General features: G+C 59.6%; 18 protein-coding genes. 5 read left to right on the top strand and 13 right to left on the bottom strand.

The features are described 5' to 3' along the window. Positions 1–6: 6 nt before the first annotated feature. The 3 genes from ACR3EN_RS14415 to purC all read right to left on the bottom strand — a co-directional run bounded on the left by ACR3EN_RS14415 (position 7) and on the right by purC (position 2,141). A complete protein-coding gene (locus ACR3EN_RS14415) occupies positions 7–1,050 on the bottom strand; it encodes a zinc-dependent alcohol dehydrogenase family protein (protein ID WP_480822092.1) in 1,044 nt (347 codons plus the stop codon). Between the two features lie 5 nt (positions 1,051–1,055). Then, complete coding sequence (gene purS, locus ACR3EN_RS14410) at positions 1,056–1,286, bottom strand: phosphoribosylformylglycinamidine synthase subunit PurS (RefSeq protein ID WP_480822091.1); 231 nt, start codon at positions 1,284–1,286, stop codon at positions 1,056–1,058. Positions 1,287–1,385: 99 nt separating this feature from the next. Continuing rightward, positions 1,386–2,141, bottom strand: a complete 756-nt coding sequence (purC, locus tag ACR3EN_RS14405; protein ID WP_480529019.1) for a phosphoribosylaminoimidazolesuccinocarboxamide synthase — start codon at positions 2,139–2,141, stop codon at positions 1,386–1,388. A 186-nt stretch (positions 2,142–2,327) separates the two neighbouring features. On the opposite strand from purC, the gene ACR3EN_RS14400 reads away from it, so the two are divergent. Next, positions 2,328–2,648, top strand: a complete 321-nt coding sequence (locus tag ACR3EN_RS14400) for a DUF1476 domain-containing protein (protein ID WP_480822090.1) — start codon at positions 2,328–2,330, stop codon at positions 2,646–2,648. A 122-nt stretch (positions 2,649–2,770) separates the two neighbouring features. Further along, entirely contained in the window at positions 2,771–3,784 is a 1,014-nt protein-coding gene (bmt, locus tag ACR3EN_RS14395) for a betaine--homocysteine S-methyltransferase (RefSeq protein ID WP_480822089.1), read from the top strand. An 8-nt stretch (positions 3,785–3,792) separates the two neighbouring features. On the opposite strand, the gene ACR3EN_RS14390 is transcribed toward bmt, so the two are convergent. The 10 genes from ACR3EN_RS14390 to ACR3EN_RS14345 all read right to left on the bottom strand — a co-directional run bounded on the left by ACR3EN_RS14390 (position 3,793) and on the right by ACR3EN_RS14345 (position 15,194). Then, positions 3,793–4,569 (bottom strand): enoyl-CoA hydratase-related protein, encoded by a 777-nt coding sequence (locus ACR3EN_RS14390; RefSeq protein WP_480870755.1) that lies wholly within the window; start codon positions 4,567–4,569, stop codon positions 3,793–3,795. Positions 4,570–4,641: 72 nt separating this feature from the next. Then, positions 4,642–5,097: a cytochrome c-type biogenesis protein gene (locus ACR3EN_RS14385; RefSeq protein WP_480822086.1), complete on the bottom strand. Its 456-nt coding sequence runs from the start codon at positions 5,095–5,097 to the stop codon at positions 4,642–4,644. Further along, the gene (locus ACR3EN_RS14380) at positions 5,094–7,058 is read right to left on the bottom strand and encodes a heme lyase CcmF/NrfE family subunit (protein ID WP_480822417.1); all 1,965 of its coding nucleotides are present in this window, start codon (positions 7,056–7,058) and stop codon (positions 5,094–5,096) included. The genes ACR3EN_RS14385 and ACR3EN_RS14380 overlap by 4 nt, the downstream gene beginning before the upstream one ends. 74 nt (positions 7,059–7,132) lie before the next feature. Further along, positions 7,133–7,672 (bottom strand): holin family protein, encoded by a 540-nt coding sequence (locus ACR3EN_RS14375; protein WP_480822084.1) that lies wholly within the window; start codon positions 7,670–7,672, stop codon positions 7,133–7,135. Then, the gene (locus ACR3EN_RS14370) at positions 7,663–8,274 is read right to left on the bottom strand and encodes a holin-associated N-acetylmuramidase (protein ID WP_480822082.1); all 612 of its coding nucleotides are present in this window, start codon (positions 8,272–8,274) and stop codon (positions 7,663–7,665) included. The genes ACR3EN_RS14375 and ACR3EN_RS14370 overlap by 10 nt, the downstream gene beginning before the upstream one ends. A 148-nt stretch (positions 8,275–8,422) precedes the next feature. Next, the gene (gene ccmE / locus ACR3EN_RS14365) at positions 8,423–8,869 is read right to left on the bottom strand and encodes a cytochrome c maturation protein CcmE (protein ID WP_480822080.1); all 447 of its coding nucleotides are present in this window, start codon (positions 8,867–8,869) and stop codon (positions 8,423–8,425) included. Between the two features lie 7 nt (positions 8,870–8,876). Then, positions 8,877–9,905: an N-acetyl-gamma-glutamyl-phosphate reductase gene (argC, locus tag ACR3EN_RS14360; RefSeq protein WP_480822078.1), complete on the bottom strand. Its 1,029-nt coding sequence runs from the start codon at positions 9,903–9,905 to the stop codon at positions 8,877–8,879. Positions 9,906–9,999: 94 nt separating this feature from the next. Further along, positions 10,000–10,809 carry a glutamate racemase gene (locus ACR3EN_RS14355; RefSeq protein ID WP_480822076.1) on the bottom strand — a complete coding sequence of 270 codons (810 nt, stop codon included), beginning with the start codon at positions 10,807–10,809 and terminating at the stop codon, positions 10,000–10,002. An 8-nt stretch (positions 10,810–10,817) separates the two neighbouring features. Further along, positions 10,818–11,696, bottom strand: a complete 879-nt coding sequence (locus ACR3EN_RS14350) for a lysophospholipid acyltransferase family protein (RefSeq protein ID WP_480870753.1) — start codon at positions 11,694–11,696, stop codon at positions 10,818–10,820. A 78-nt stretch (positions 11,697–11,774) separates the two neighbouring features. Then, a complete protein-coding gene (locus ACR3EN_RS14345; RefSeq protein WP_480822072.1) occupies positions 11,775–15,194 on the bottom strand; it encodes an indolepyruvate ferredoxin oxidoreductase family protein in 3,420 nt (1,139 codons plus the stop codon). A gap of 169 nt (positions 15,195–15,363) precedes the next feature. Here ACR3EN_RS14345 and ACR3EN_RS14340 point away from each other — a divergent pair, with 169 nt between their 5' ends. The 3 genes from ACR3EN_RS14340 (at position 15,364) to purL (ending at position 21,139) form a co-directional block, all read left to right on the top strand. Then, entirely contained in the window at positions 15,364–16,272 is a 909-nt protein-coding gene (locus ACR3EN_RS14340) for a LysR family transcriptional regulator (protein WP_480822070.1), read from the top strand. A 269-nt stretch (positions 16,273–16,541) separates the two neighbouring features. Beyond that, positions 16,542–18,788 carry a mechanosensitive ion channel family protein gene (locus ACR3EN_RS14335; protein ID WP_480822068.1) on the top strand — a complete coding sequence of 749 codons (2,247 nt, stop codon included), beginning with the start codon at positions 16,542–16,544 and terminating at the stop codon, positions 18,786–18,788. A 191-nt stretch (positions 18,789–18,979) separates the two neighbouring features. After that, positions 18,980–21,139: a phosphoribosylformylglycinamidine synthase subunit PurL gene (purL, locus tag ACR3EN_RS14330; RefSeq protein WP_480822066.1), complete on the top strand. Its 2,160-nt coding sequence runs from the start codon at positions 18,980–18,982 to the stop codon at positions 21,137–21,139. The last annotated feature ends 43 nt before the right edge of the window (positions 21,140–21,182 follow it).

Here is a 21,182-nt window from a genome sequence, read left to right as displayed (position 1 = left end):
ACCCTCCTACGAGCTAAAGTCGGTGATAACAGCAACACCCGGAGGCGTTGGATTGTCAAAGGCGGCAAGCTCGGCGCTTGCCTGGTTCAGTGTGATTTTTCGCGTCACCAGTGGGCTCAGATCGACGCCACCGCCCGCAATCAGCGACAGCAGCGACGGATAGCGCCAGCTTGGCATCCCGCGCGTGCCGAATACGGAAAGCTGCCCGGAATACAGCGCGTCCATCGGCAGCGACATGGTGGTGTGATCGCCCGCCGGCATCCCGATCTGGACCATACGGCCCAGCTTGCGCAGCGATTTCATGGCCGAGACCGTCGTGACCTCGATCCCCAGCGCCTCGATCGCCACATGCGCACCGCCGCCGGTCAGGTCGCGGACGGCCTGCGGCGCATCGCAGGTGGCCGCGTTGACCACCGCATCAGCGCCGAGGCTTTTGGCATAGGCCAGCTTGTCATCGGCGATATCCACGACAACAACGCGCGCACCAAGTGCCTTGCCCAGCAGCAAGGTCGAGATACCGACCCCGCCGCCGCCGAACACCGCCAGCCATTCACCGCCCTGCACCTGTGCCCGCCCGACCAGCGCCTGCCATGCCGTCGTCACGCGGCATCCCAAGGCCGCGGCGATTTCCGGGGCCAGAGTAACGGGCAGAGCGGTCAGGTTCGCATCCGCATGGGCAACCGCGATGAATTCGGCAAAGGCGCCGTCGCAGGTAAAGCCCGGCACCACCTGATCGGCGCAGATGGTCTGATGCCCCTGCGCACAATCCGGGCAATGACCGCAGGCCAGAATGAACGGAGCAATCACCCGGTCGCCGATACGCCAGCGTCTGACGCGGCTGCCAACGGCAACCACTTCGCCGCAATATTCATGGCCGGGTGTCATGGGCAGAACCACGTCGGGGTCCGAACCGGACCACGCGTGCCAGTCTGATCGGCATACTCCGCAAGCCAGAACCCGGACGACGACGCCGTCTTCTGCCGGTTCCGGGTCGGGAATGGTCGCCACCTCAAGCGGCTGACGATAGGTGATCAGACGTGCAGCCCGCATCAAACTCAGACCAGTTCGATCTCGTAGCGTTCGATGACAGTGTTTGCCAGCAGCTTTTCACACATCGCGGTCACGTCGGCCTCGGTCGCGCCGTCGGACAGTTCCAGATCAATCACCTTGCCCTGGCGCACACCTTCAACCTGATCGAAGCCCATCGCGCCCAACGCGTGACGCACCGCCTCGCCCTGCGGATCCAGAACCCCGTTCTTGAGCATCACATGCACACGTGCCTTCATGGTCGAAAACTCCAGTCATGGACCGCCTGCGGCCCGTTTCGTTGCGCGCGGGATACCCCGCTTGCGCGTGTCGGACAACCCTGCCGGTCAGCGGCAGGGTCAGTTGATCAGCGTCGGCTTGGTCACATTGCTTTTGGGCAGAACCCCAAGCCGGCGGGCGACCTCGGAATAGGCGTCGGTCAGGCTGCCCAGATCGCGGCGGAACACGTCCTTGTCCAGCTTCTGACCGGTCTCGATATCCCACAGGCGGCAGCTATCGGGGCTGATTTCATCGGCCACGATCAGCCGCTGATAGTCACCGTCAAAAATCCGCCCGATCTCGATCTTGAAATCGACCAGACGGATGCCAACAGCCAGCATCACGCCGCTCATGAAATCATTGACACGCAGCGCGAGACTGAGGATATCGTCCATGTCCTGCTGGCTGGCCCAGCCAAAGGCCGCGATGTGTTCTTCGGTCACCAGTGGGTCACCCAGAGCGTCGTCCTTATAGCAGTATTCCACGATCGGGCGCGGCAATTGCGTGCCTTCGGCAATACCCAGACGTTTCGACATCGACCCGGCGGCATAGTTGCGCACGATCACTTCCAGCGGCACGATCTCGCAGTTGCGGACCAGTTGCTCGCGCATGTTCAGGCGGCGGATGAAGTGGTTCGGGATGCCGATCTGGGTCAGGCCGTTCATGAAGAACTCGCTCAGGCGGTTGTTCAGCACGCCCTTGCCGTCGATCACGTCTTTCTTCTCGGCGTTGAACGCGGTGGCGTCGTCCTTGAAATACTGTACGATGGTGCCCGGTTCGGGGCCTTCATACAGAATCTTGGCCTTACCTTCGTAAATCTTCTTGCGACGCGCCATGAGCGACCTTTCCAGACTGGCGAAAGGGAATGAGTCCCTTCACGTTGGCGCCCTCATAGTGCAAGCCCCGCCTTCCCGCAAGTTCAGCGACCCGAGAGTGTTTGACGCAGCGCAAATACCTTGCGCCCAGGACATCCTATAGTCATATCATCGTGAGAGAAATCCAAGCCAAGGGGTCCCCAACCAATGACCACATTCGACGAACGTGAAGCCGCGTTTGAAAGCAAGTTCGCCCATGACGAGAAAATGCAGTTCATCGCGCGCATGCGCCGCAACCGTTTCATGGCCGTGTGGGCGTCAGCGCTGAAAGGCGAAACCGTAGAACAGGCGCGGCAGTACGGGCAGGAACTGGTGCACACCGATCTGCAGAATGTCAGCGAAGACGATGTTGTCGAGGCGGTCAAAGGCTACCTTGGCGACTTGGCGGATGAGGCCAAAATCCGCGAGAAAATGGCAGAATTGCTTGTCGAAGCGAAGCTTCAGGTCATGTCAGAAGCCGAAGACTGATTGGACGAAATCCAAAACTCATGATCTTCATGAGTTTTATGAGTTTGATTTGACGCCCCGGTCATGAGACACGGGGCGTCTCATATTTGATAGGTCTCGGCCTCATATTTTGGAATACCCCAATGACCAATGCGCTCAGCAAACTTCTGGAAACAACCGATGCAATCCTTGCGGACGGTGCGACCGGCACAAACCTGTTCAACATGGGCCTTCAATCCGGCGACGCACCCGAATTGTGGAACGTCGATGCGTCGGACAAGATCAGGGCGCTTTACCAGGGTTCGGTGGACGCAGGTAGCGATCTGTTTCTGACCAATACCTTTGGCGGCACGGCGGCAAGGTTGAAATTGCACGATGCACAGAACCGCGTGGCCGAGCTGAACCGTATCGGGGCCGCGTTGGGTCGTGAGGTCGCGGATAAGGCAGACCGGCCTATCGTGGTCGCCGGATCGGTCGGACCTACCGGCGAAATCATGGAGCCCGTCGGCAGCCTGACCCACGCCGAGGCTGTCGAGATGTTTCACGAACAGGCCGATGCCCTGAAAGCAGGTGGCGCTGATGTGTTGTGGCTGGAAACCATAAGTGCGCCGGAAGAGTTCCGCGCCGCTGCCGAGGCTTTTGCCCTGGCCGACATGCCCTGGTGCGGTACCATGAGCTTTGACACGGCGGGCCGTACCATGATGGGCGTGACGTCTTCGGATCTGGCGATGATCGTCGAGACGCTGCCCAACCCACCCATCGCATTTGGGGCCAATTGCGGCACCGGTGCGTCGGATATTCTGCGCACCATCCTTGGATTTGCCGCGCAAGGCACCGAACGCCCGCTGATCTCCAAGGGCAATGCAGGCATTCCGAAATATGTGGACGGCCATATCCATTATGACGGCACCCCGGCCCTGATGGGACAATACGCAGCGATGGCGCGGGATTGCGGCGCGACGATCATTGGTGGCTGCTGCGGTACGATGCCTGAACATCTGCGGGAGATGCGCAAAGCTCTGGACACGCGGCCCCGGGGCAATCGTCCGACCCTGGACGAAATCACGCTGGCGCTCGGCCCGTTCACATCGGCGTCGGACGGCACCGGGGATGATGCCCTGCCCGAACGGCGCACACGTCGCCGTCGCCGGGCCTGAGTCTAGTATCAGCGCCCCTCGAATTTCGCGGGGCGTTTTTCAAGAAAGGCCACGACGCCTTCGGCGAAATCGCGGGTCCGCCCGCATTCGCCTTGCAGATGGGCCTCTGCCGCCAATTGCTGCGGCAATGTCTTATCATATGTCCCACGGATCGCCTGCTTGATCGCCCGGAAGCCCGCCGTCGGGCCATGGGCCAGATAAGCAGCGCGTTTGCGCCAATGGGCGTCAAACTGATCATCAGGCACCGCTTCCCAGATCAAGCCCCAGTCATCCGCCTGCCGGGCGCTGATCTTGTCGGCAAACAACGCCGCCCCCATCGCCTTGGCAAAGCCCATCTGCCGTGGCATGAACCATGTCCCTCCGGCATCGGGCAAAAGGCCGATCCGTGCGAAAGCCTGCAGGAAATAGGCGCTCTCGGTCGCGATCACGACGTCCGCGCAAAGGGCCAGATTGGCGCCTGCCCCCGCCGCCGGTCCGTTGACCGCAGCTATGGTCGGCACCGGGCAGTCATAGACCGCTTCGAGCATCGGCTCGTATTCATCACGCAACGCACGTTCCAGATCAATCGATCCGGTGCTTGACGCATCGCCCAAATCCTGACCCGAGCAAAATGCAGGCCCTGCACCCGTCAGAACAATCGCGCGGGCCTGACGCGCGGCGTCTTTCATCGCATAGGTGATCTCGGCCCGCATCTGCGTGGTCAGAGCGTTCATCTTTTCGGGCCGGTTCAGCGTCAGAACCGCCAGACCATCAGAAATATCCAGTTGGACCGCTTCGTATTCCATCGAAAACCTCACCTGCGCAGCGTTTTGCGAAACCTTACGCAAATGTGAGCGAAGGAAAAGCGGAACCGCGCGTCAGTCTTCCAGAATTCGACGCAGACGCTCTTGTTCCTCAGCGCTGAGCTGGTCTGCGGGTCCCGTTGCCTGAGCATGCGACCGCTTGCGCAGAAAGCTCCATCCCATACCTGCCGCGATCAGCAACATGACCGGGCCGGCGAGCCATAGCATCAGATTGGCACCTGTTATTGTGGGTCTGAGCAGCACATATTCGCCATATCGTGCAACGATGAAGTCCACTGCTTCCTGATCGGTGTCCCCGGCCACGAGCCGCTCGCGCAGCAGCAAGCGCAGGTCGCGCGCAAGCTCGGCGTTGCTTTCATCGATGCTTTCGTTGCGGCACACCAGACAGCGCAAACCGGTGCTCAGCTCACGTGCGCGCTCTTCCAGGACGGGGTCGTCGAGCACTTCGTCAGGTTGGACCGCTAAAAGCGGACTCGCCATCAGCATCAGGATCAGGATCAGGCGTTTCATTCCGCAGGCACCCCGCGGGCAGGTGTCTTACGAGCGCCGGCCGCGACCCGGAAGCGCCGATCCGACAGGCTGAGCAAACCGCCCAGCGACATCAGAATGCAGCCAGCCCAGATCCAGTTGGCCAGCGGCTTGATATAGGTACGCATCACCCAGCCGCCATCCGCTTGCTGATCCCCGATCACCACGTAGAGGTCACGCAGGAACCGATAGTCGATCGCCGCCTCGGTCGTGGGCATCCGGGCCACCGGATAGTCGCGCTTTTCAGGATGCAGTGTCGTGATCGGACGCCCGTTCAACGAAACGGCGACATCTGCAGTCGTCGAGAAATAATTGGGCCCTTCAACCCGCCGCACGTCCTGCAGGGTCAGTGTGAACTGCCCGACTTCAAACGGTTCGCCGGGTTGCGCCACGCGGATATCTTCCACTTCCCACGCGGTGAGACCCGCGATGGCAAACATAGTCACGCCAAGACCAGTATGGGCAACGGCTTTGCCCCAGTCAGCCCCCGGCAGGCGGAACAGGCGCGCAACACTGCCGTTGCGTCCCGTGCGGCTCCACAAATCAACGATGGCCCCGAAAGTGATCCAAGCCCCCAAAAACAGGCCTACCGGTCCCAAAGCACTGCGCCCGGTCTGCATCACCCACACGAGTATGGCCAGAGCAACGGCCAGCACAAATGCGTATCGCAACGACCACGCAGCCTTGCCCACCCGACCGCGCTTCCAGGGAATCATGGCGCCGACCGGCAGGACGATCCCAAGCACTACCATGAATGGCGTGAACGCCGCGTTGAAGAAGGGTGGTCCGACCGACAGCTTTCGGTCAAACGCCATCTCGGCCACCATCGGCCAGAGTGTGCCAAAGAACACCACGAAACAGCTAACCGCCAACAGGATATTGTTCAGAACCAGCGCGCTTTCGCGGCTTACCATCCCAAAGACTCCCTTGGCCTCCATCGCCTGTGCGCGGGCGGCGAATAAGGTCAAAGCGCCACCAGTGAAAAAGACCAGAATCAACAGGATGAACACCCCACGCTCGGGGTCATTGGCAAAGGCATGAACGGAGGTCAGCAACCCTGAGCGCACGATGAAAGTGCCGATCAGCGAAAAGCCAAACGCGATGATCGCCAGAAGGATGGTCCAGCTTTTCAGCGCCTCGCGCTTTTCAACCACGATGGCCGAATGCAGCAACGCCGCCGCAAGCAACCATGGCATGAAGCTGGCGTTTTCGACCGGGTCCCAGAACCAGAAACCGCCCCAGCCAAGCTCATAATACGCCCACCAAGATCCCAGAGCGATGCCGATGGTCAGAAACACCCAGGCCGCCAGTGTCCATGGCCGCACCCAGCGCCCCCATGCAGCATCCACGCGGCCTTCGATCAGGGCTGCCACTGCAAAGCTGAACGCCATGCTCAGCCCCACATAGCCAAGATACAAGAAGGGCGGATGAAAGGCCAAACCGGGATCCTGCAACAAGGGGTTCAGATCGCGCCCGTCGAATGGCGGAACCGGCAACCGGTCAAACGGGTTCGAGGTAAACAGGATAAACGCATAAAACGCCACACCGATCGCCGCCTGAACCGCGAGAACCCGCGCTTTCAGGGTTGGCGGCAACCCGCCTCCGAACACCGCAGCCATCGCCCCGAACAGCGCCACGATCAGTACCCACAGAAGCATCGAACCTTCGTGGTTCCCCCACGTGCCACTGACCTTATAAAGCATCGGCTTGGCCGAATGGCTGTTCTCGACCACAATCCGCAACGAAAAGTCGGAGGTCGTGAACGCCCAGACCAATGCCGCGAAGGAAAATGCCGTCAGAATGAACTGCGTGATCGCCGCAGGTTCAGCGAAAATCATCCACCCGGTCCAGCGTTTTGAGGCCCCCACAAGGGGAACGACAGTTTGCACAATGGCAACCAGAAAGGCGAGGATCAGTGCGAAGTGGCCAAGCTCTGTAATCATGGCCCATTTATACGCGCAGCTCAGGCCAAGCACCATTCACATTCGCATCGCGCAAACGCACATAGTGTCGCGCCTCAGCTGTCGCGCAGTTCCTTCCACCGATCCAGCGCCGGGTTGTGATCAGGCGCTCTTGCGGTCCGGCTGTCAGCACCTATCGCATCAAGGGCTTCAAGGTTGGCTAAGACCTCGGGCATTTGCTGCAGGGACCCGCTGATTTCGCGTTGAAAATCCTGCGCCTTCAGCTGATGACGTGCCCCAAAATAAAAAGAGACGATCACGCCAAGCAGCCACCACAATGGCTCGGGCACCAGTGCGATTCCCTGCATGCGCGCGGCGAACCAGATCGGATCAACCATCGCCGCGATGAACAGCCCCAGCGTACCCAAAGCCAGTGCCGGGCGCGGCAGCCGATTCACCCCATCCATGAACCGATCAAAACCTCCCTTGTCCGAGGTCTGAAACTCTGCGTCAAACTGGCCCATCGCCGCCGCACGCAGCGCAACCGCCCGCTTGGCGCGCGCTTCCGAGTTTTCGCGAAACACCTCAGCCGTTTCGCCAACGACATTTCGACCGCCGCCGAACAACAATCCCAGAATTCCTGAAATTAACCCCATTCCGATACCCTCCGCTGAAACGCGGCATCGCTCAGATGATAGGTGGGCGACACGAACTCTTCGGCGCGCTTGATCCACCCACCCTTCCCGCCTGAGCGCGTCCGTGCGTATTTGCGAAGGGCGGGCTTGCGATCCGCCAGCCGGAAATAATAGTTCCGCCGCGCGATCCCATACGCATCCCGCAGCACATCCGCCTGCGGACGCGCCGCATCCGCGCATGCCCGCGCTGTCTGCGGACCAATGCCACCATCGACGGCCACTTCATACCCCATCTGGCGCAGCAGTTTTTGCAAAATCCGAACCGCATGTGCGCCCGCATTCACATACATATCAAAAACCGATGGCCACAGCGCCTCGGGCAACAACCCTACGCGTGGCTTTTCGAAGTAATGCTGCACGAAAACATCGACCGCCTGCGCCTTTGTCAGCGCGTGCACATCGGCATGGCCAACGACCCCATCCCCGGTCAAATCCAGGCCCAAGCGCCGCATGGTGTGGAGGGTCACTCCGTGTTTCGTCGCGCCACCGGGATCGTCGGGGTCATCCACAAACCCGCCTTCCCGCACCACGATTTCTTCTGCGATCTGCCGAACCGTCTGCATCAAACCACCCCTTGTTCAGATGGACCAAACGGTCAGGCAAAGGCGTTAAAACCCCGCCAAAACAAAGGGCGTTGCCCGCCTTAAGCGCGCAACGCCCCGCTTGTTCTGTTTAAGTTACCTCCGCCGGAGGCAGGCCGTCCAGCTGTATTCAGCTGTCACCAGCCTCCTGATAAACGCCCTGTTCTTTCAGCGCGTCGACCACTTCTTTCGGCATGTAGGTTTCATCATGTTTGGCAAGAATCTCAGTGGCTTCAAAGACGCCATCCACGTAGCTTCCGGTTCCAACCATCCCCTGATTTTCCGAGAACAGATCAGGCAGCACTCCGGTAAATGCCACGGGCACACTTTCACCCCCGTCAGTCACAATAAAATGCACCGTCTCGCCCTGCCCACGAATGATCGAGCCCTCCTCGACCAGTCCCCCGATCCGAAAGACCTCGGTCGGTTTGGGTGGCTCGGCGATCACCTGGCTGGGCGAGCGGAAAAAGTTTATGCCATCGCGCATCGCGTACCCAATCAATCCCGTCGCCAGCACCAAGGCCACGACAGCCAGCAATATCACCTGAACTCGACGACGTTTCTTGAGCGTTTTCATACCGTCCTCACGGGAACAGAGGGGCCATCATCAGCCCCAGGGTTTCATCCTCACCTAACATCAGGTTGGCGTTCTGCAAGGCTTGCCCACTGCTACCTTTTGTCAGGTTATCCAGCGCCGCGACGACGATGGCGCGACGTTCAATCCGGTCACCAACCACCCCGACATGACAGAAGTTTGACCCTCGCACATGATGGGTCGAAGGCGTCTCGCCAAAGGGTAGCAGTTCGATAAAGGGCTCATTGTCATAGGCCGATTGCAGCGTCTCATAAACGCTTTGCGGGTCACCCTTCACATAGCAGGTCGCCAGAATGCCCCGGTTGGCCGGGATCAGATGCGGCGTGAACTGAATATGTACCGTCCGCCCCGCCAGTTCCGAGAATTCCTGATCGAACTCGCCCAGATGCCGGTGCGTACCCCCCACTGCATAGGCATTCGCCCCTTCACTAAGCTCGGCATGCAGCAAGTTCTCTTTCAACGCCCGACCCGCGCCCGAGACGGCGCATTTCAGATCCAGAATGATGTCGTCCAGATCAATGACCCCCGCCGAAATCAATGGACGCAGCACATACTGACCCGTCGCCGCGTTGCACCCGGTTCCCGCAACCAGCCGCGCGGCGCGGATGTCATCCCGGTAGAACTCGGTCAGGCCATAGACCGCCTCGGCCTGATGTCCCAAGGCGGCGTGCGGGTTACCGTACCATTTTTCGTATTCATCGCCATCTCGCAGCCGGAAATCCGCTGACAGGTCAACGATTTTCAGCGTCTTGGGCAGCTCCCGAATGACCTCTTGGCTGGTTTTGTGCGGCAAGGCGCAGAAACACAGATCAATCTGAGAAAAGTCGATCTCTGAGATTTTGCAAAGCACAGGCAAATCCATATGCCGCAGATGCGGAAACACCTGCGCCATGGTCTGCCCGGCCTTACGCTCGGCGGCCAGAGCGGTGATTTCCATATTCGGATGCCCGGCGATCAGCCGCACGAGTTCCGCGCCAGTATAGCCCGAAGCACCCAGAATTGCGATTTTATGGGTCATGTCAGACCTCTTTCATTCATGTGTCACATGGGAAGACCGCCGCTGCGACGGTCAACGGAGTACGAAATCGGAAAAGCGCCGTCCTTGACCTAGGTCAGGCGGCAGCAAAGGTGATTTGTCGTCGGAGGAACTGCGTCGCGCGATCCGTCACCACACCCGGTTTGCCGGTCGTCAGGAATCCGCCCGGCCCATCGCCCAGCATATTCGGGTGACGTTTCAGGTAGTCCGCCAAACTCTCGGCGACCAGATCGCCCTGGCTATAGACCTTTACGTCTCTCCCCAGCGCCTGCTGGAAGGTCTCAGCCATCAGCGGATAATGTGTGCAGCCCAGAATGGCCGCCTGAGGCTGGGGCATTTTACGTTTTAAAGCGTCCACATGGCTGCGCACTAGCGCTTCGGCCAGAATCATGTCGCCGTCTTCAATGGCATCCACGACACCGCCACATGCCTGTGCCTCGACATCCACGCCGATGGCACGAAACGCAAGTTCCCGCTGAAAAGCCCGGCTGGACACGGTTGCAGGGGTCGCAAACAGCGCCACATGCTGCACCTCGACCTCGCGCGGTGGCGAGTTATCGCCCCATTGCCGTTCGGTCAGGGCCTCGATCAGCGGCACGAACACACCCAGCACCCTTTTTCCTTCGGGCACGCCCGCCTCTTGCATCCGGCGCAAGGCAGCCGCGCTGGCGGTATTGCAGGCCAGAATCACCAGATTGCAGCCGCGATCCCACAGGTCCTGTACGGCGGCTCGGGTCAGGTTATAGATATCCTCGGCATCGCGCACACCGTAAGGCGCATGCGCGCTATCCGCATAGTACAGGAAATCCACGTCGGGCAGATGTTTCTGCGCGGCGTTCAGGACGGTCAGACCGCCCAATCCGGAATCAAAGATACCTACTGCCATTTGCCCCTTCAGGCGCGATGCCGTTCCTCAAATTCATAGCCATAGTCATACGACTTCAGCGGCTCTGGAGACAGCTCATACGTGGCTTTGCGCAGGAAATCCATCATCTTGCGCGTATCCTTGCCAAGCGGGTCAAGAATGTCGCGTCCGATGGGCTCGCCGACCACGACCCGGACCGGGGTATCGACGCGTTTCTTGAATTCCTTGATCAGCAGACCCATCCGCAACGTGTTGTGCAGATGGCTGGCGATCTGGAACAGGCGCGAGGTATGGCCATCGAAGAAAACAGGCACCACAGTGGCCTGCGATTTGGCCACCATACGGGCGGTAAATCCGCGCCAGCCCGGGTCCATCGGGTGGGCAAATGGCTTTACGGCCGTGCTGACCGTACCACCGGGGAAAATGCCGATCGCCCCACCTTCGCCCAAATAGTTCAGCGCGGTTTTGCGGGTCTCAAGGTTCAGCCGGACGGCCTCTTTCGTCTGATCAAACGAAATCGGCAGGACGATCCGGTTCAGGTCTTCGGCCTTGCGGAACACATGATTGGCCAGAATGCGGAAATCTCCGCGTGTCTGAGACAGGATATTCCCCATCATCAGACCATCCAGAATGCCATAGGGATGGTTGGCAATCAGGATCAGCGGCCCATCTTTGGGGATGTTCGACAACGCACCGCCCACCACGTCCAAACTCAGCCCGTATCGATCTACCATCACGGACCAGAAGTCGCGCCCCTGCGCCACTTCCTGCTCGTACCCGTCGGCGCGCCGGATCAGACGCATCCGGCCCGTTGTGTTCTCCATCAGCTTGATGACCATACGCCCGCCCCGCGTTTCCGCAGAGTGGGCGTAAGAGATGTCACGGGCGACGTGATGACGCGGGGGCATGGGTTCCTCGGGTTTGTTGACGTCTAAATAAGACCGGGGACCCATTTTGCATAGCTTACGTTACAGCCTTGTGAAACTTCACTCTGCCGCAGCCTTCATCTGAGGGCCCCCATCGCGGATTACCGCCAGCAATTCCTCGCGCCGTTTCGCAGCCTTGGCCTCGTTCGCGACCAGAACCGGGCCAAACCCGCGAATGTCCAGCGGCAGAGCTGCCAATGCCGCAATGGCATCGCTTGTGTCGGGCGTCAGCTTGGGCAGGACTTCCTTCATGTCCGTCTCATACTGCCGGATCAGGGCGCGCTCCATTCTGCGTTCTGCCGTGTAACCGAACACATCCAGGGGCGTGCCGCGTAGGCCTTTCAGTTTGGCGAGCAGTTTCAGCGGCCCCAGGAACCATTCACCAAAGGCTTTCTTGGCCGGACGTCCATTGTCACCCTTTGTGCCCAACGTCGGTGGCGCAAGGTGGAAGGTCATCTTGAAGTCGCCATCAAACTCGGCCTCGGCTTTCTTGCGGCTGTCAAGCAGCAGCCGCGCGACCTCGTATTCATCCTTGTAGGACAAAAGCTTATGGTAGCCTTTGGCAATTGCCTCGCGGACCTGTTCGTCCTCGACGCTTTCAACCAGCTTACGATAGCGTTTGGCCAACCGCTTGCCTTGATAATCGGTCAGATGGGCGGCGCGGAAGTCGATCACCTGATCCAGCGTCTTGGGTAGTTCCGCCACGTTCGGGCGCAGGATTTTGGCCGCGTCCTCGGGATGTGTCACCGCCCACCGTCCGACCTCAAAGGCGCGCTTGTTGCGCTCGACCGCGGCGCCGTTCAGCTCGATCGCTTCCATGATGGCCTGCAACCGGATCGGCAGCAGGCCCTTTTGCCAGGCGGCACCAAAGATCATCATGTTGGAATAAATCGAATCCCCCATCACCGCTCGCGCCAGATCGGTGGCATCAAACAATGCCACCCCGTCCTTCAACCGGGCCTGCAAGGCAAGCTGTAGCTGATCGCTTGGGATTTGGAATTCCGTGTCACGCGTAAAGTCGCCAGTGATAATCTCGTGGCTGTTCACCACCGCCCCGGTTTGGCCGGTCTGGGTCAGACCCAGCGTCTTGGCCCCTGCCGAGACCACCAGATCACCACCAATGAGCGCATGCGCCTCACCAGTGGCGACGCGAATGGCGCTGATATCTTCGGGCCGGTTCGCCAGACGACAGTGGATATGTACAGCACCGCCCTTTTGTGCGAGGCCCGCCATCTCCATCATGCCCGCGCCCTTGCCATCGATCTGCGCCGCCTGCGCCAGAACTGCGCCGATGGTGACGACGCCCGTACCACCCACGCCCGTGATCACCACGTTATGAGTCCCATCGATCTGCGGCAGAACGGGATCGGGCAGGTCCGGCAAGTCCAGATCGGTGGTCGCCTCTTTGCGGATTTTTGCCCCCTCAACGGTCACGAAGGACGGGCAAAACCCGTTCAGGCAAGAGAAATCCTTGTTGCAACTGGACTGATCAATCGCCCGCTTGCGACCAAGCTCGGTCTCTTTCGGGACAATCGAGACACAGTTCGACTGAACGCCGCAATCCCCGCAGCCCTCACAGATATCGGTGTTGATGAATACCCGCTTGTCCGGGTCCGGGAACGTGCCCCTTTTACGCCGCCTGCGCTTTTCGGCGGCGCAGGTTTGGACATAAACAATGACCGATACACCCTCAATTTCCCGGAACTTTTCCTGAACCTGCATCAGCTTGGCGCGCTCAAAGGTTTCGACGCCCGAGGGCAAGGCCCCAAAGTTCACATCTTCCTTTTCGTCGTAGACAACGGCGACGTTGCTGACGCCCATGGCGCGCACTTCAGCCACGATACGCTCGGCGCTCAGCCCACCTTCGTTCTCCTGCCCGCCGGTCATCGCAACGGCGTCGTTATAGAGGATTTTGAAGGTAATGTTGGTGCCTGCCGCCAGCGCCGCGCGGATCGCCTGCACGCCCGAATGGTTATACGTGCCGTCGCCAAGGTTCTGGAACACATGCTTGGTGGTCGAGAACGGGGCCTCGCCAATCCAGTTCGCCCCCTCGCCGCCCATCTGGGTAAAACCGGTGGTCTCACGGTCCATCCACTGCACCATGTAATGGCAGCCGATCCCGGCATAAGCCCGGCTGCCATCGGGCAGTTTGGTCGAGCTGTTATGCGGGCAGCCCGAGCAGAAATACGGCAGACGCGCCGCGATTTCCTGCGCGTTGTCGGCGCGGCGCGCCTCGGACAGCGCGGCCAGACCGGCGCGCACGCCATCGGTTTCGCGCCCCTCTTCGATCAGAATCTCACCCAGTTTCTCGGCAATCATGATCGGATCCAGCGCGCCGCGGGTCGGGAACAATTCCTCGCGGTGCAGCGTCCCGGCACCGCCTTTGTACCAGCCATAAACACGCCGCCCGCGCCGGTCGTCAAAGATCGCCTCTTTGACCTGCACCTCGATCAGCTTGCGCTTTTCCTCGACGATCACGATCAGGTCGAGCCCCTCGGCCCAGTCGTGAAACCCCTTCATATCCAGAGGGAATGTCTGGCCGATCTTGTAGGTGGTGATCCCCAACCGCTCGGCCTCATTCGCGTCGATGTTCAGCAGCGACATGGCGTGGACCAGATCCAGCCAGTTCTTGCCTGCTGCCGCAAAGCCGATCTTGGCACCGGGTTTCCCCCATACCCGCTTGTCCAGCTTGTTGGCGTGCGAGAATACCTCAGCCGCAAAGCGTTTGTGATCGATCACCCGCGTTTCCTGCAGATGCGGCGTGTCGCCAAGCCGGATGTTCAATCCGCCTTCGGGCATATCGAACTGAGGTATCACCAGATGCATTCGATCCGGACGGCCATCAACGACCGAAGTCACCTCGATCGTGTCCTTCATCGTCTTCAGCCCGACCCAGACCCCCGCAAACCGGCTGAGTGCGAAACCGTAGATGCCGTAATCCAGTATCTCCTGAACACCTGCAGGGCTGACCACCGGCATGTACATATCGACCAGAGACCATTCGGATTGGTGCAACACGGTCGAGCTTTCACCCGTATGGTCATCGCCCATAGCCATCAGCACGCCGCCATGCTGGGCAGTACCTGCCATGTTGGCGTGGCGCATCACGTCGCCGGACCGGTCAACGCCCGGACCCTTGCCGTACCACAGGCCAAACACGCCATCATATCGCCCATCGCCGCGTAGACCCGCTTGCTGGCTGCCCCACAAAGCGGTTGCTGCCAGATCCTCGTTCAACCCGTACTGAAACGTGACATCGTTTTCGGCCAGTTGTTTTTCGGCCCGCGACATTTGCAGATCCACCGCACCAAGGGGCGATCCACGATATCCCGTAACCAAACCGGCTGTGTTCAACCCCGCTGCCGTATCGCGCGCCTTCTGCATCATCATGAGGCGCACCAGCGCCTGCGTGCCGTTCAGAAGAACCGGGCTTTTGGACAGATCGAACCGGTCATTCAATGAGATCTTCGGCTGACTCATCTGACGTCTCCCCTCGTCGGATTAGTGTGCTTCATTCGCATGCATTTTAGGTCATAAAGGCTGACCTGTATACCAATTTTGCTCTATTCCGTAACGATTTCCGGGTTTGATTGTGGAATTTGTTACGTGTTTCATATAGGGCTTCCCAAGGATAACGAAAGTTGCGGCGATGGATTGGGACAAGCTCAGAATATTTCATGCAGTTGCTGATGCGGGCAGCCTCACACATGCCGGCGACAGGCTCAATTTGTCTCAATCTGCCGTGAGTCGTCAGATCCGGGCGCTTGAAGAATCACTGGATGCCACCCTGTTCCATCGACATGCACGCGGACTGATTCTGACCGAACAGGGAGAGTTCCTGTTCGATGCCACCTCGGCCATGTCCAAACGTCTGGATGCCGCCGCTGCACGCATCCGCGACAGCGAGGATGAAGTGTTCGGCGTTCTGCGGGTGACCACCACCTTCGGCTTTGGCACGCTGTGGCTGGCCCCGCGTCTGCCAAAGCTTTACGAGCAATATCCCGACCTCAACATCGATCTGATGCTTGAGGAGCGGGTTCTGGATCTTCCCATGCGCGAAGCTGATGTCGCTATTCGTATGAAAGAGCCCAGCCAGGCCGATCTGGTCCGCAAGCGCCTGATGACGGTACAGATGATGCTGTATGCGACGCCCAACTACCTTGAGACCCATGGCGGCGCACCTCAGACGCTGGAAGAGATGTCAAAGCACAGGCTGATTTGTCAGACACCTTCCGCCCCTCAAGTTGGGGTCGGCGCTGCGATGGTTCGGCATTTGATGACCTACAATCCCGCTTCGCTGATGACGGTGAACAACTACTTTGGTGTTTTGCAGGGCGTTATTCACGATCTCGGGATCGGCGTGCTTCCCAATTATGTGACCGACGACTTTCCCAATCTGATACCGGTCCTTTCCGATATCGAAAGCGCGGATGTACCCGTTTACCTCGCCTACCCGGAAGAACTGCGTCATTCCAAGCGGATAGCGGCATTTCGAGACTTCGTTCAGGATGAGATCATCGCGCATCGCAAGCAGTTGCGGCAGCTTGGCAAACTCTAGCTATGCGCCCCGGGCATAGCGGGCATGATCAAACTGGGCCGCTATTCGGCTTGATCGTTCACAAACTGATCCCTAAATGAGCACTCGAAGGCGATGATGCTGTAACGCTCATCATCTTCATACCTCCCTGTTGGACTACGGCCGAGCTTAGTGCTCGGCCTTTTTTTTGGCTGCAGAGCAAGTTAACCCGCCGAAAGCTCTGGGAAAAATGCACGCATAAGCATATGATCCCGGAAAACGATACAACTTTCGTATTCGAGGGCCTATTCATGTTCCAACCACTCCGCCTCTTTCTGGCGATGGTCGCCGCTGTGTTTCTTGCGGTGCCGCTTTATGCACAAGACACCAGCACCACATCGCCGACAGCCATCCCGGATGATCTCACCCCGGAACAAGTGGATGATCTCGTCGCACGCATGTCCGACGATCAGGTTCGCGCGATCTTGCTAGAGCGGCTGGATGCTGTGGCCGAACAGCAGGCCGCAGAAAAAGCTGAAGTTGACGACCCGCTGACCGAAATCAGCGAAATCTGGGCCGAGATGGTCTCATCCTGGACGCATGTTCTGACCACGCTGCCCAACATCGTCACAGCGCAACAAACGGCGTTTGCCAATTTCTCTGATACACTTGGTACGACCGGTGTCTACACGCTGCTTGGGCTTGTGCTGTCTGTCCTGGTGGTTGGCTTTATCGCAGAAAAGCTGTTTATCTTCCTGACCCGCCGCTGGCACGAGGCAACCGAAGTGGCAGATGAGGCGGATTTGTGGGGCGCGGTCCAATATCTGTTCCGTCGGTTCTGCCGTGAAATCGCGGGTTTGATTGTCTTTTATGTCGTTATCCGGGCGATCGGGCGCGGCTTGTTGACCACCGAACAACTGACCTATGCCGCTCCGTTCGTTTTCTATCTGATCTGGGTGCCACGCCTGGGTGCCGCCGCATCGCGCTTTGTGCTGGCGCCGCAGAAATCCCAGTTTCGGTTGGTGAATGTGGACGATCACTGGGCGAAATACCTGCATCGCAACCTGATCGGCCTGCTGATCCTGATCGGCTTTACCCTGTTCGTACTGCGGTTCAATTCCCTCAACGGCATCAGTGGCGATGACACCCGCATCGGCTTTTGGCTGAACGCGGCGATTCACGTCTACATCGGTGTGATCGCCTGGACCGCGCGTGATGGGCTGTCACAGATGATGCTGGGAACGGATCCCGATCATACCCGGTTCGATAAAGAGGTTGCGCGCTATTACCCCTATTTCGCCATCGGTGTTTCGGTCGTGATCTGGGTTCTGGTCGAATATCTTGTCGCCCGCCGTGATCCTGCCGTCCTGCGCGTGCTGGTCAATGGTGCGCATTTCACCACCATGTTCTGGCTGCTGATCGCGCCGGCGCTTGATACCTTGATACGCGGGCTGGTTCGTCACCTGCAGCCCCCCATGTCTGGCGAAGGCCCCCTGGCGGAACGGGCCTATCGGTCGGCCAAACGCAGCTATATCCGGATTGGACGAGTCATCGCCGGGCTGTTTATCGTCTTCATGATCGCCAACGCCTGGCAGCTTGATCTGCGCAACGTGGCCTCAGCCGGTGTCAGCGCCGAAGTCGGAGGCGCAGTGATCGAGTTCCTGCTGATCATCGCGATTGGTTATATCATGAACGAGATCGTCTCGCTTTGGATCAACCGTCGTCTGGCGCAAGAACAGACCGCGGCCGAGGCGCTGGACGAAGAGGCCGGTGGCGAAGGCGGAGGTGCTGGAGGATCGCGCCTTGCGACCGTTCTGCCGTTGCTGCGGGTTACCGCTCAGATCACCATCGCGGTCATCTTCGGCCTGCTCGCGCTGGGTGCGTTGGGGATCAATATCACGCCGCTGCTGGCCGGTGCTGGTGTTCTGGGTCTGGCCATCGGCTTTGGTGCGCAGAAACTGGTGGCGGATATCGTCGGCGGCATCTTCTTCCTGATCGATGACGCATTTCGGGTCGGCGAATATGTCGACGTGGGTGGTACCATGGGCACGGTCGAGAAAATCTCGATCCGCTCCATGCAACTGCGTCACCATCGCGGTCCGGTGCACACCATTCCCTACGGCGAAATCCAGAAGCTGACCAATTTCAGCCGCGACTGGGTGATCATGAAGCTGAAGTTCACCGTGCCTTTCGACACCGATCCCAACAAGGTCAAGAAGATCTTCAAGAAGATCGGCGCCGAGATGATGCAGGACGAGGTGCACAAGGATGGCTTCCTGCAGCCCTTCAAGTCTCAGGGCGTGTTCGACTTTGACGATGTCGGCATGATCATCCGGGGCAAATTCATGGCCAAGCCCGGCAAACAGTTCACCTTGCGGAAGGAAATCTTCAATCGCGTGAAGACCGAATTCAACGCCAATGGCATCGACTTTGCCCGCCGAGAGGTGCGCGTCGCGATCCCCGGATTGGAAGAGGCAGAGCACCTGAGCGAGGAACAAAAGGCTGCTGTTGGCGCAGCCGCCGCGGATGCGGTCAACAAGGGGCAAACCCCGGCGTGACTATACGGCCCAGGCCATGTCTGAAGACGTGACTGGGCCAAGAATGTTAAGCGCCAATACCGGAACCGGCACTTGCGCCGGTTCCGTTTTTTTGTCGCCCCAAACGCCCTGCGCTCAGATGACCCTTCCCACGGGCGCGCCCTTGCCCTAAAAGGCGCGCAATCTCGGCCACCCTTGGACAAGGACAGACGATGCAAGAGCCCGCCATCACACCCGATCTGATCGCCGCACACGGGCTCAAGCCCGATGAATACGATATGATCCTCGAGATCATCGGGCGCGAGCCGACCTTTACCGAGCTTGGCATCTTCTCGGCCATGTGGAACGAGCATTGCTCCTACAAATCCTCGAAGAAATGGCTGCGCACCCTGCCCACCTCTGGCCCTCAGGTGATTTGTGGCCCGGGCGAGAATGCGGGCGTGGTCGATATCGGCGACGGTCAGGCGGTGGTCTTCAAGATGGAAAGCCATAACCACCCGTCATACATCGAACCCTATCAGGGCGCGGCGACCGGTGTTGGGGGCATCTTGCGCGACGTCTTTACCATGGGCGCGCGTCCGATCGCCTCGATGAACGCGCTGTCCTTCGGCGAACCCGGCCATCACAAGACCCGCCAGTTGGTCAACGGCGTGGTCGAGGGCATCGGCGGCTATGGCAACTGTTTCGGGGTGCCTTGCGTGGGCGGTGAAGTGCGCTTTCACCCCGCCTATAACGGCAACTGTCTGGTGAATGCGTTTGCTGCAGGTCTTGCAGATAGCGACAAGATTTTCTACTCCGCCGCCTCTGGTGTCGGTATGCCCGTCGTCTACCTGGGCGCGAAAACTGGTCGCGACGGCGTGGGCGGTGCAACCATGGCCTCGGCCGAGTTCGATGACACCATCGAAGAAAAACGCCCCACTGTTCAGGTCGGCGACCCGTTCACTGAAAAGCGTCTGATGGAGGCGACACTGGAGCTGATGCAGACCGGCGCCGTGATTTCGATTCAGGACATGGGCGCGGCGGGTCTGACCTGCTCCGCCGTTGAAATGGGCGACAAGGGTGGTCTGGGTGTTCGTCTGGACCTCGAAAACGTCCCTCAACGCGAAGAGAACATGACAGCCTATGAAATGATGCTGTCTGAATCTCAGGAGCGCATGTTGATGGTTCTCAAACCCGAGCTTGAAGCCGAAGCGCGCGCCGTGTTCGAGAAATGGGATCTCGATTTCGCCATCGTTGGCGAGACAATCGCCGAAGACCGTTTCCTGATCATGCACAATGGTGAAGTGAAAGCCGATTTGGTCCTGTCCAAGCTTTCGTCAACTGCACCGGAATACGACCGCCCATGGGTGGCCACGCCCGAAGCCGAGGACCTGTCCGACGTTCCCCAAATCGACCCGATCGACGGCCTGCGCGCCCTGCTCGCGTCGCCCAACTATGCGGGCAAGCAGTGGGTCTATGAGCAATACGACACCATGGTCATGGCCGACAGCACCCGCACACCGGGTCTGGGCGCAGGCATGGTCCGCGTCCACGGGACTGACAAGGTGCTGGCCTTCACCAGCGATGTGACCCCGCGCTATGTCCGCGCCAACCCGGTCGAGGGTGGCAAGCAGGCGGTGGCCGAGGCCTATCGCAACCTGACTGCCGTTGGGGCCAAACCGCTGGCCACCACCGACAACCTGAACTTCGGCAACCCCGAAAAGCCCGAGATCATGGGCCAGTTCGTTGGTGCCATCCAGGGTATCGGTGCCGCCGTCGGCGCGTTGGATATGCCGATCGTGTCGGGCAACGTCTCGCTTTATAATGAAACTGATGGTCAGGCGATCCTGCCGACACCGACCATCGGCGCGGTTGGTCTGCTGGCGCACTCGGATGAGATCATCGGCAACGAGGTCCGCGAAGGCCATGTTGCGCTGGTCATCGGTGAAACCAAAGGGCATCTGGGCCAATCCGCGCTTCTCGCCGAGGTGTTCAACCGCGAAGATGGCGACGCGCCCCATGTCGATCTGGACGCGGAACAGCGCAACGGAGAATTCATCCGCGCCAACCGCCAGATGATCAAGGCCTGCACCGATCTGGGCGATGGTGGCCTTGCTCTGGCCGCGTTCGAACTGGCCGAGGCTGCAGGCGTTGGCGTCTGCCTTGACGAAGCACCGACCGAATTCCTGTTCGGTGAGGATCAGGCCCGCTATCTGGTCGCCTGCAACTTCGATCAGGCCGAGGCACTGATGATTGCTGCGGGCCAGGCCGGTGTCCCACTGGTCTCGGTTGGCCGCTTCACGGGTGACAGCGTGAAAATCGGCACCTCCGAAGCCCCACTGGCTGAACTGACGGACACGTTCCGTAGCAGCTTCGCCGAGGCCGTTGCCTAAGACCTCCCTATTGTCGTTTAAACTCCGAAAAATCCTGCGTCCC

This window comes from Ruegeria sp. G7, from assembly GCF_056535465.1.
This window is presented reverse-complemented; position numbering and strand designations above follow the sequence as displayed.

Excerpts from the sequence above, each read along its gene's own strand:
- ACR3EN_RS14415 (WP_480822092.1), bottom strand. The coding sequence starts at position 1,050 with ATGCGGGCTGCACGTCTGATCACCTATCGTCAGCCGCTTGAGGTGGCG.
- purS (WP_480822091.1), bottom strand. The coding sequence starts at position 1,286 with ATGAAGGCACGTGTGCATGTGATGCTCAAGAACGGGGTTCTGGATCCG.
- purC (WP_480529019.1), bottom strand. The coding sequence starts at position 2,141 with ATGGCGCGTCGCAAGAAGATTTACGAAGGTAAGGCCAAGATTCTGTAT.
- ACR3EN_RS14400 (WP_480822090.1), top strand. The coding sequence starts at position 2,328 with ATGACCACATTCGACGAACGTGAAGCCGCGTTTGAAAGCAAGTTCGCC.
- bmt (WP_480822089.1), top strand. The coding sequence starts at position 2,771 with ATGACCAATGCGCTCAGCAAACTTCTGGAAACAACCGATGCAATCCTT.
- ACR3EN_RS14390 (WP_480870755.1), bottom strand. The coding sequence starts at position 4,569 with ATGGAATACGAAGCGGTCCAACTGGATATTTCTGATGGTCTGGCGGTT.
- ACR3EN_RS14385 (WP_480822086.1), bottom strand. The coding sequence starts at position 5,097 with ATGAAACGCCTGATCCTGATCCTGATGCTGATGGCGAGTCCGCTTTTA.
- ACR3EN_RS14380 (WP_480822417.1), bottom strand. The coding sequence starts at position 7,058 with ATGATTACAGAGCTTGGCCACTTCGCACTGATCCTCGCCTTTCTGGTT.
- ACR3EN_RS14375 (WP_480822084.1), bottom strand. The coding sequence starts at position 7,672 with ATGGGGTTAATTTCAGGAATTCTGGGATTGTTGTTCGGCGGCGGTCGA.
- ACR3EN_RS14370 (WP_480822082.1), bottom strand. The coding sequence starts at position 8,274 with ATGCAGACGGTTCGGCAGATCGCAGAAGAAATCGTGGTGCGGGAAGGC.
- ccmE (WP_480822080.1), bottom strand. The coding sequence starts at position 8,869 with ATGAAAACGCTCAAGAAACGTCGTCGAGTTCAGGTGATATTGCTGGCT.
- argC (WP_480822078.1), bottom strand. The coding sequence starts at position 9,905 with ATGACCCATAAAATCGCAATTCTGGGTGCTTCGGGCTATACTGGCGCG.
- ACR3EN_RS14355 (WP_480822076.1), bottom strand. The coding sequence starts at position 10,809 with ATGGCAGTAGGTATCTTTGATTCCGGATTGGGCGGTCTGACCGTCCTG.
- ACR3EN_RS14350 (WP_480870753.1), bottom strand. The coding sequence starts at position 11,696 with ATGCCCCCGCGTCATCACGTCGCCCGTGACATCTCTTACGCCCACTCT.
- ACR3EN_RS14345 (WP_480822072.1), bottom strand. The coding sequence starts at position 15,194 with ATGAGTCAGCCGAAGATCTCATTGAATGACCGGTTCGATCTGTCCAAA.
- ACR3EN_RS14340 (WP_480822070.1), top strand. The coding sequence starts at position 15,364 with ATGGATTGGGACAAGCTCAGAATATTTCATGCAGTTGCTGATGCGGGC.
- ACR3EN_RS14335 (WP_480822068.1), top strand. The coding sequence starts at position 16,542 with ATGTTCCAACCACTCCGCCTCTTTCTGGCGATGGTCGCCGCTGTGTTT.
- purL (WP_480822066.1), top strand. The coding sequence starts at position 18,980 with ATGCAAGAGCCCGCCATCACACCCGATCTGATCGCCGCACACGGGCTC.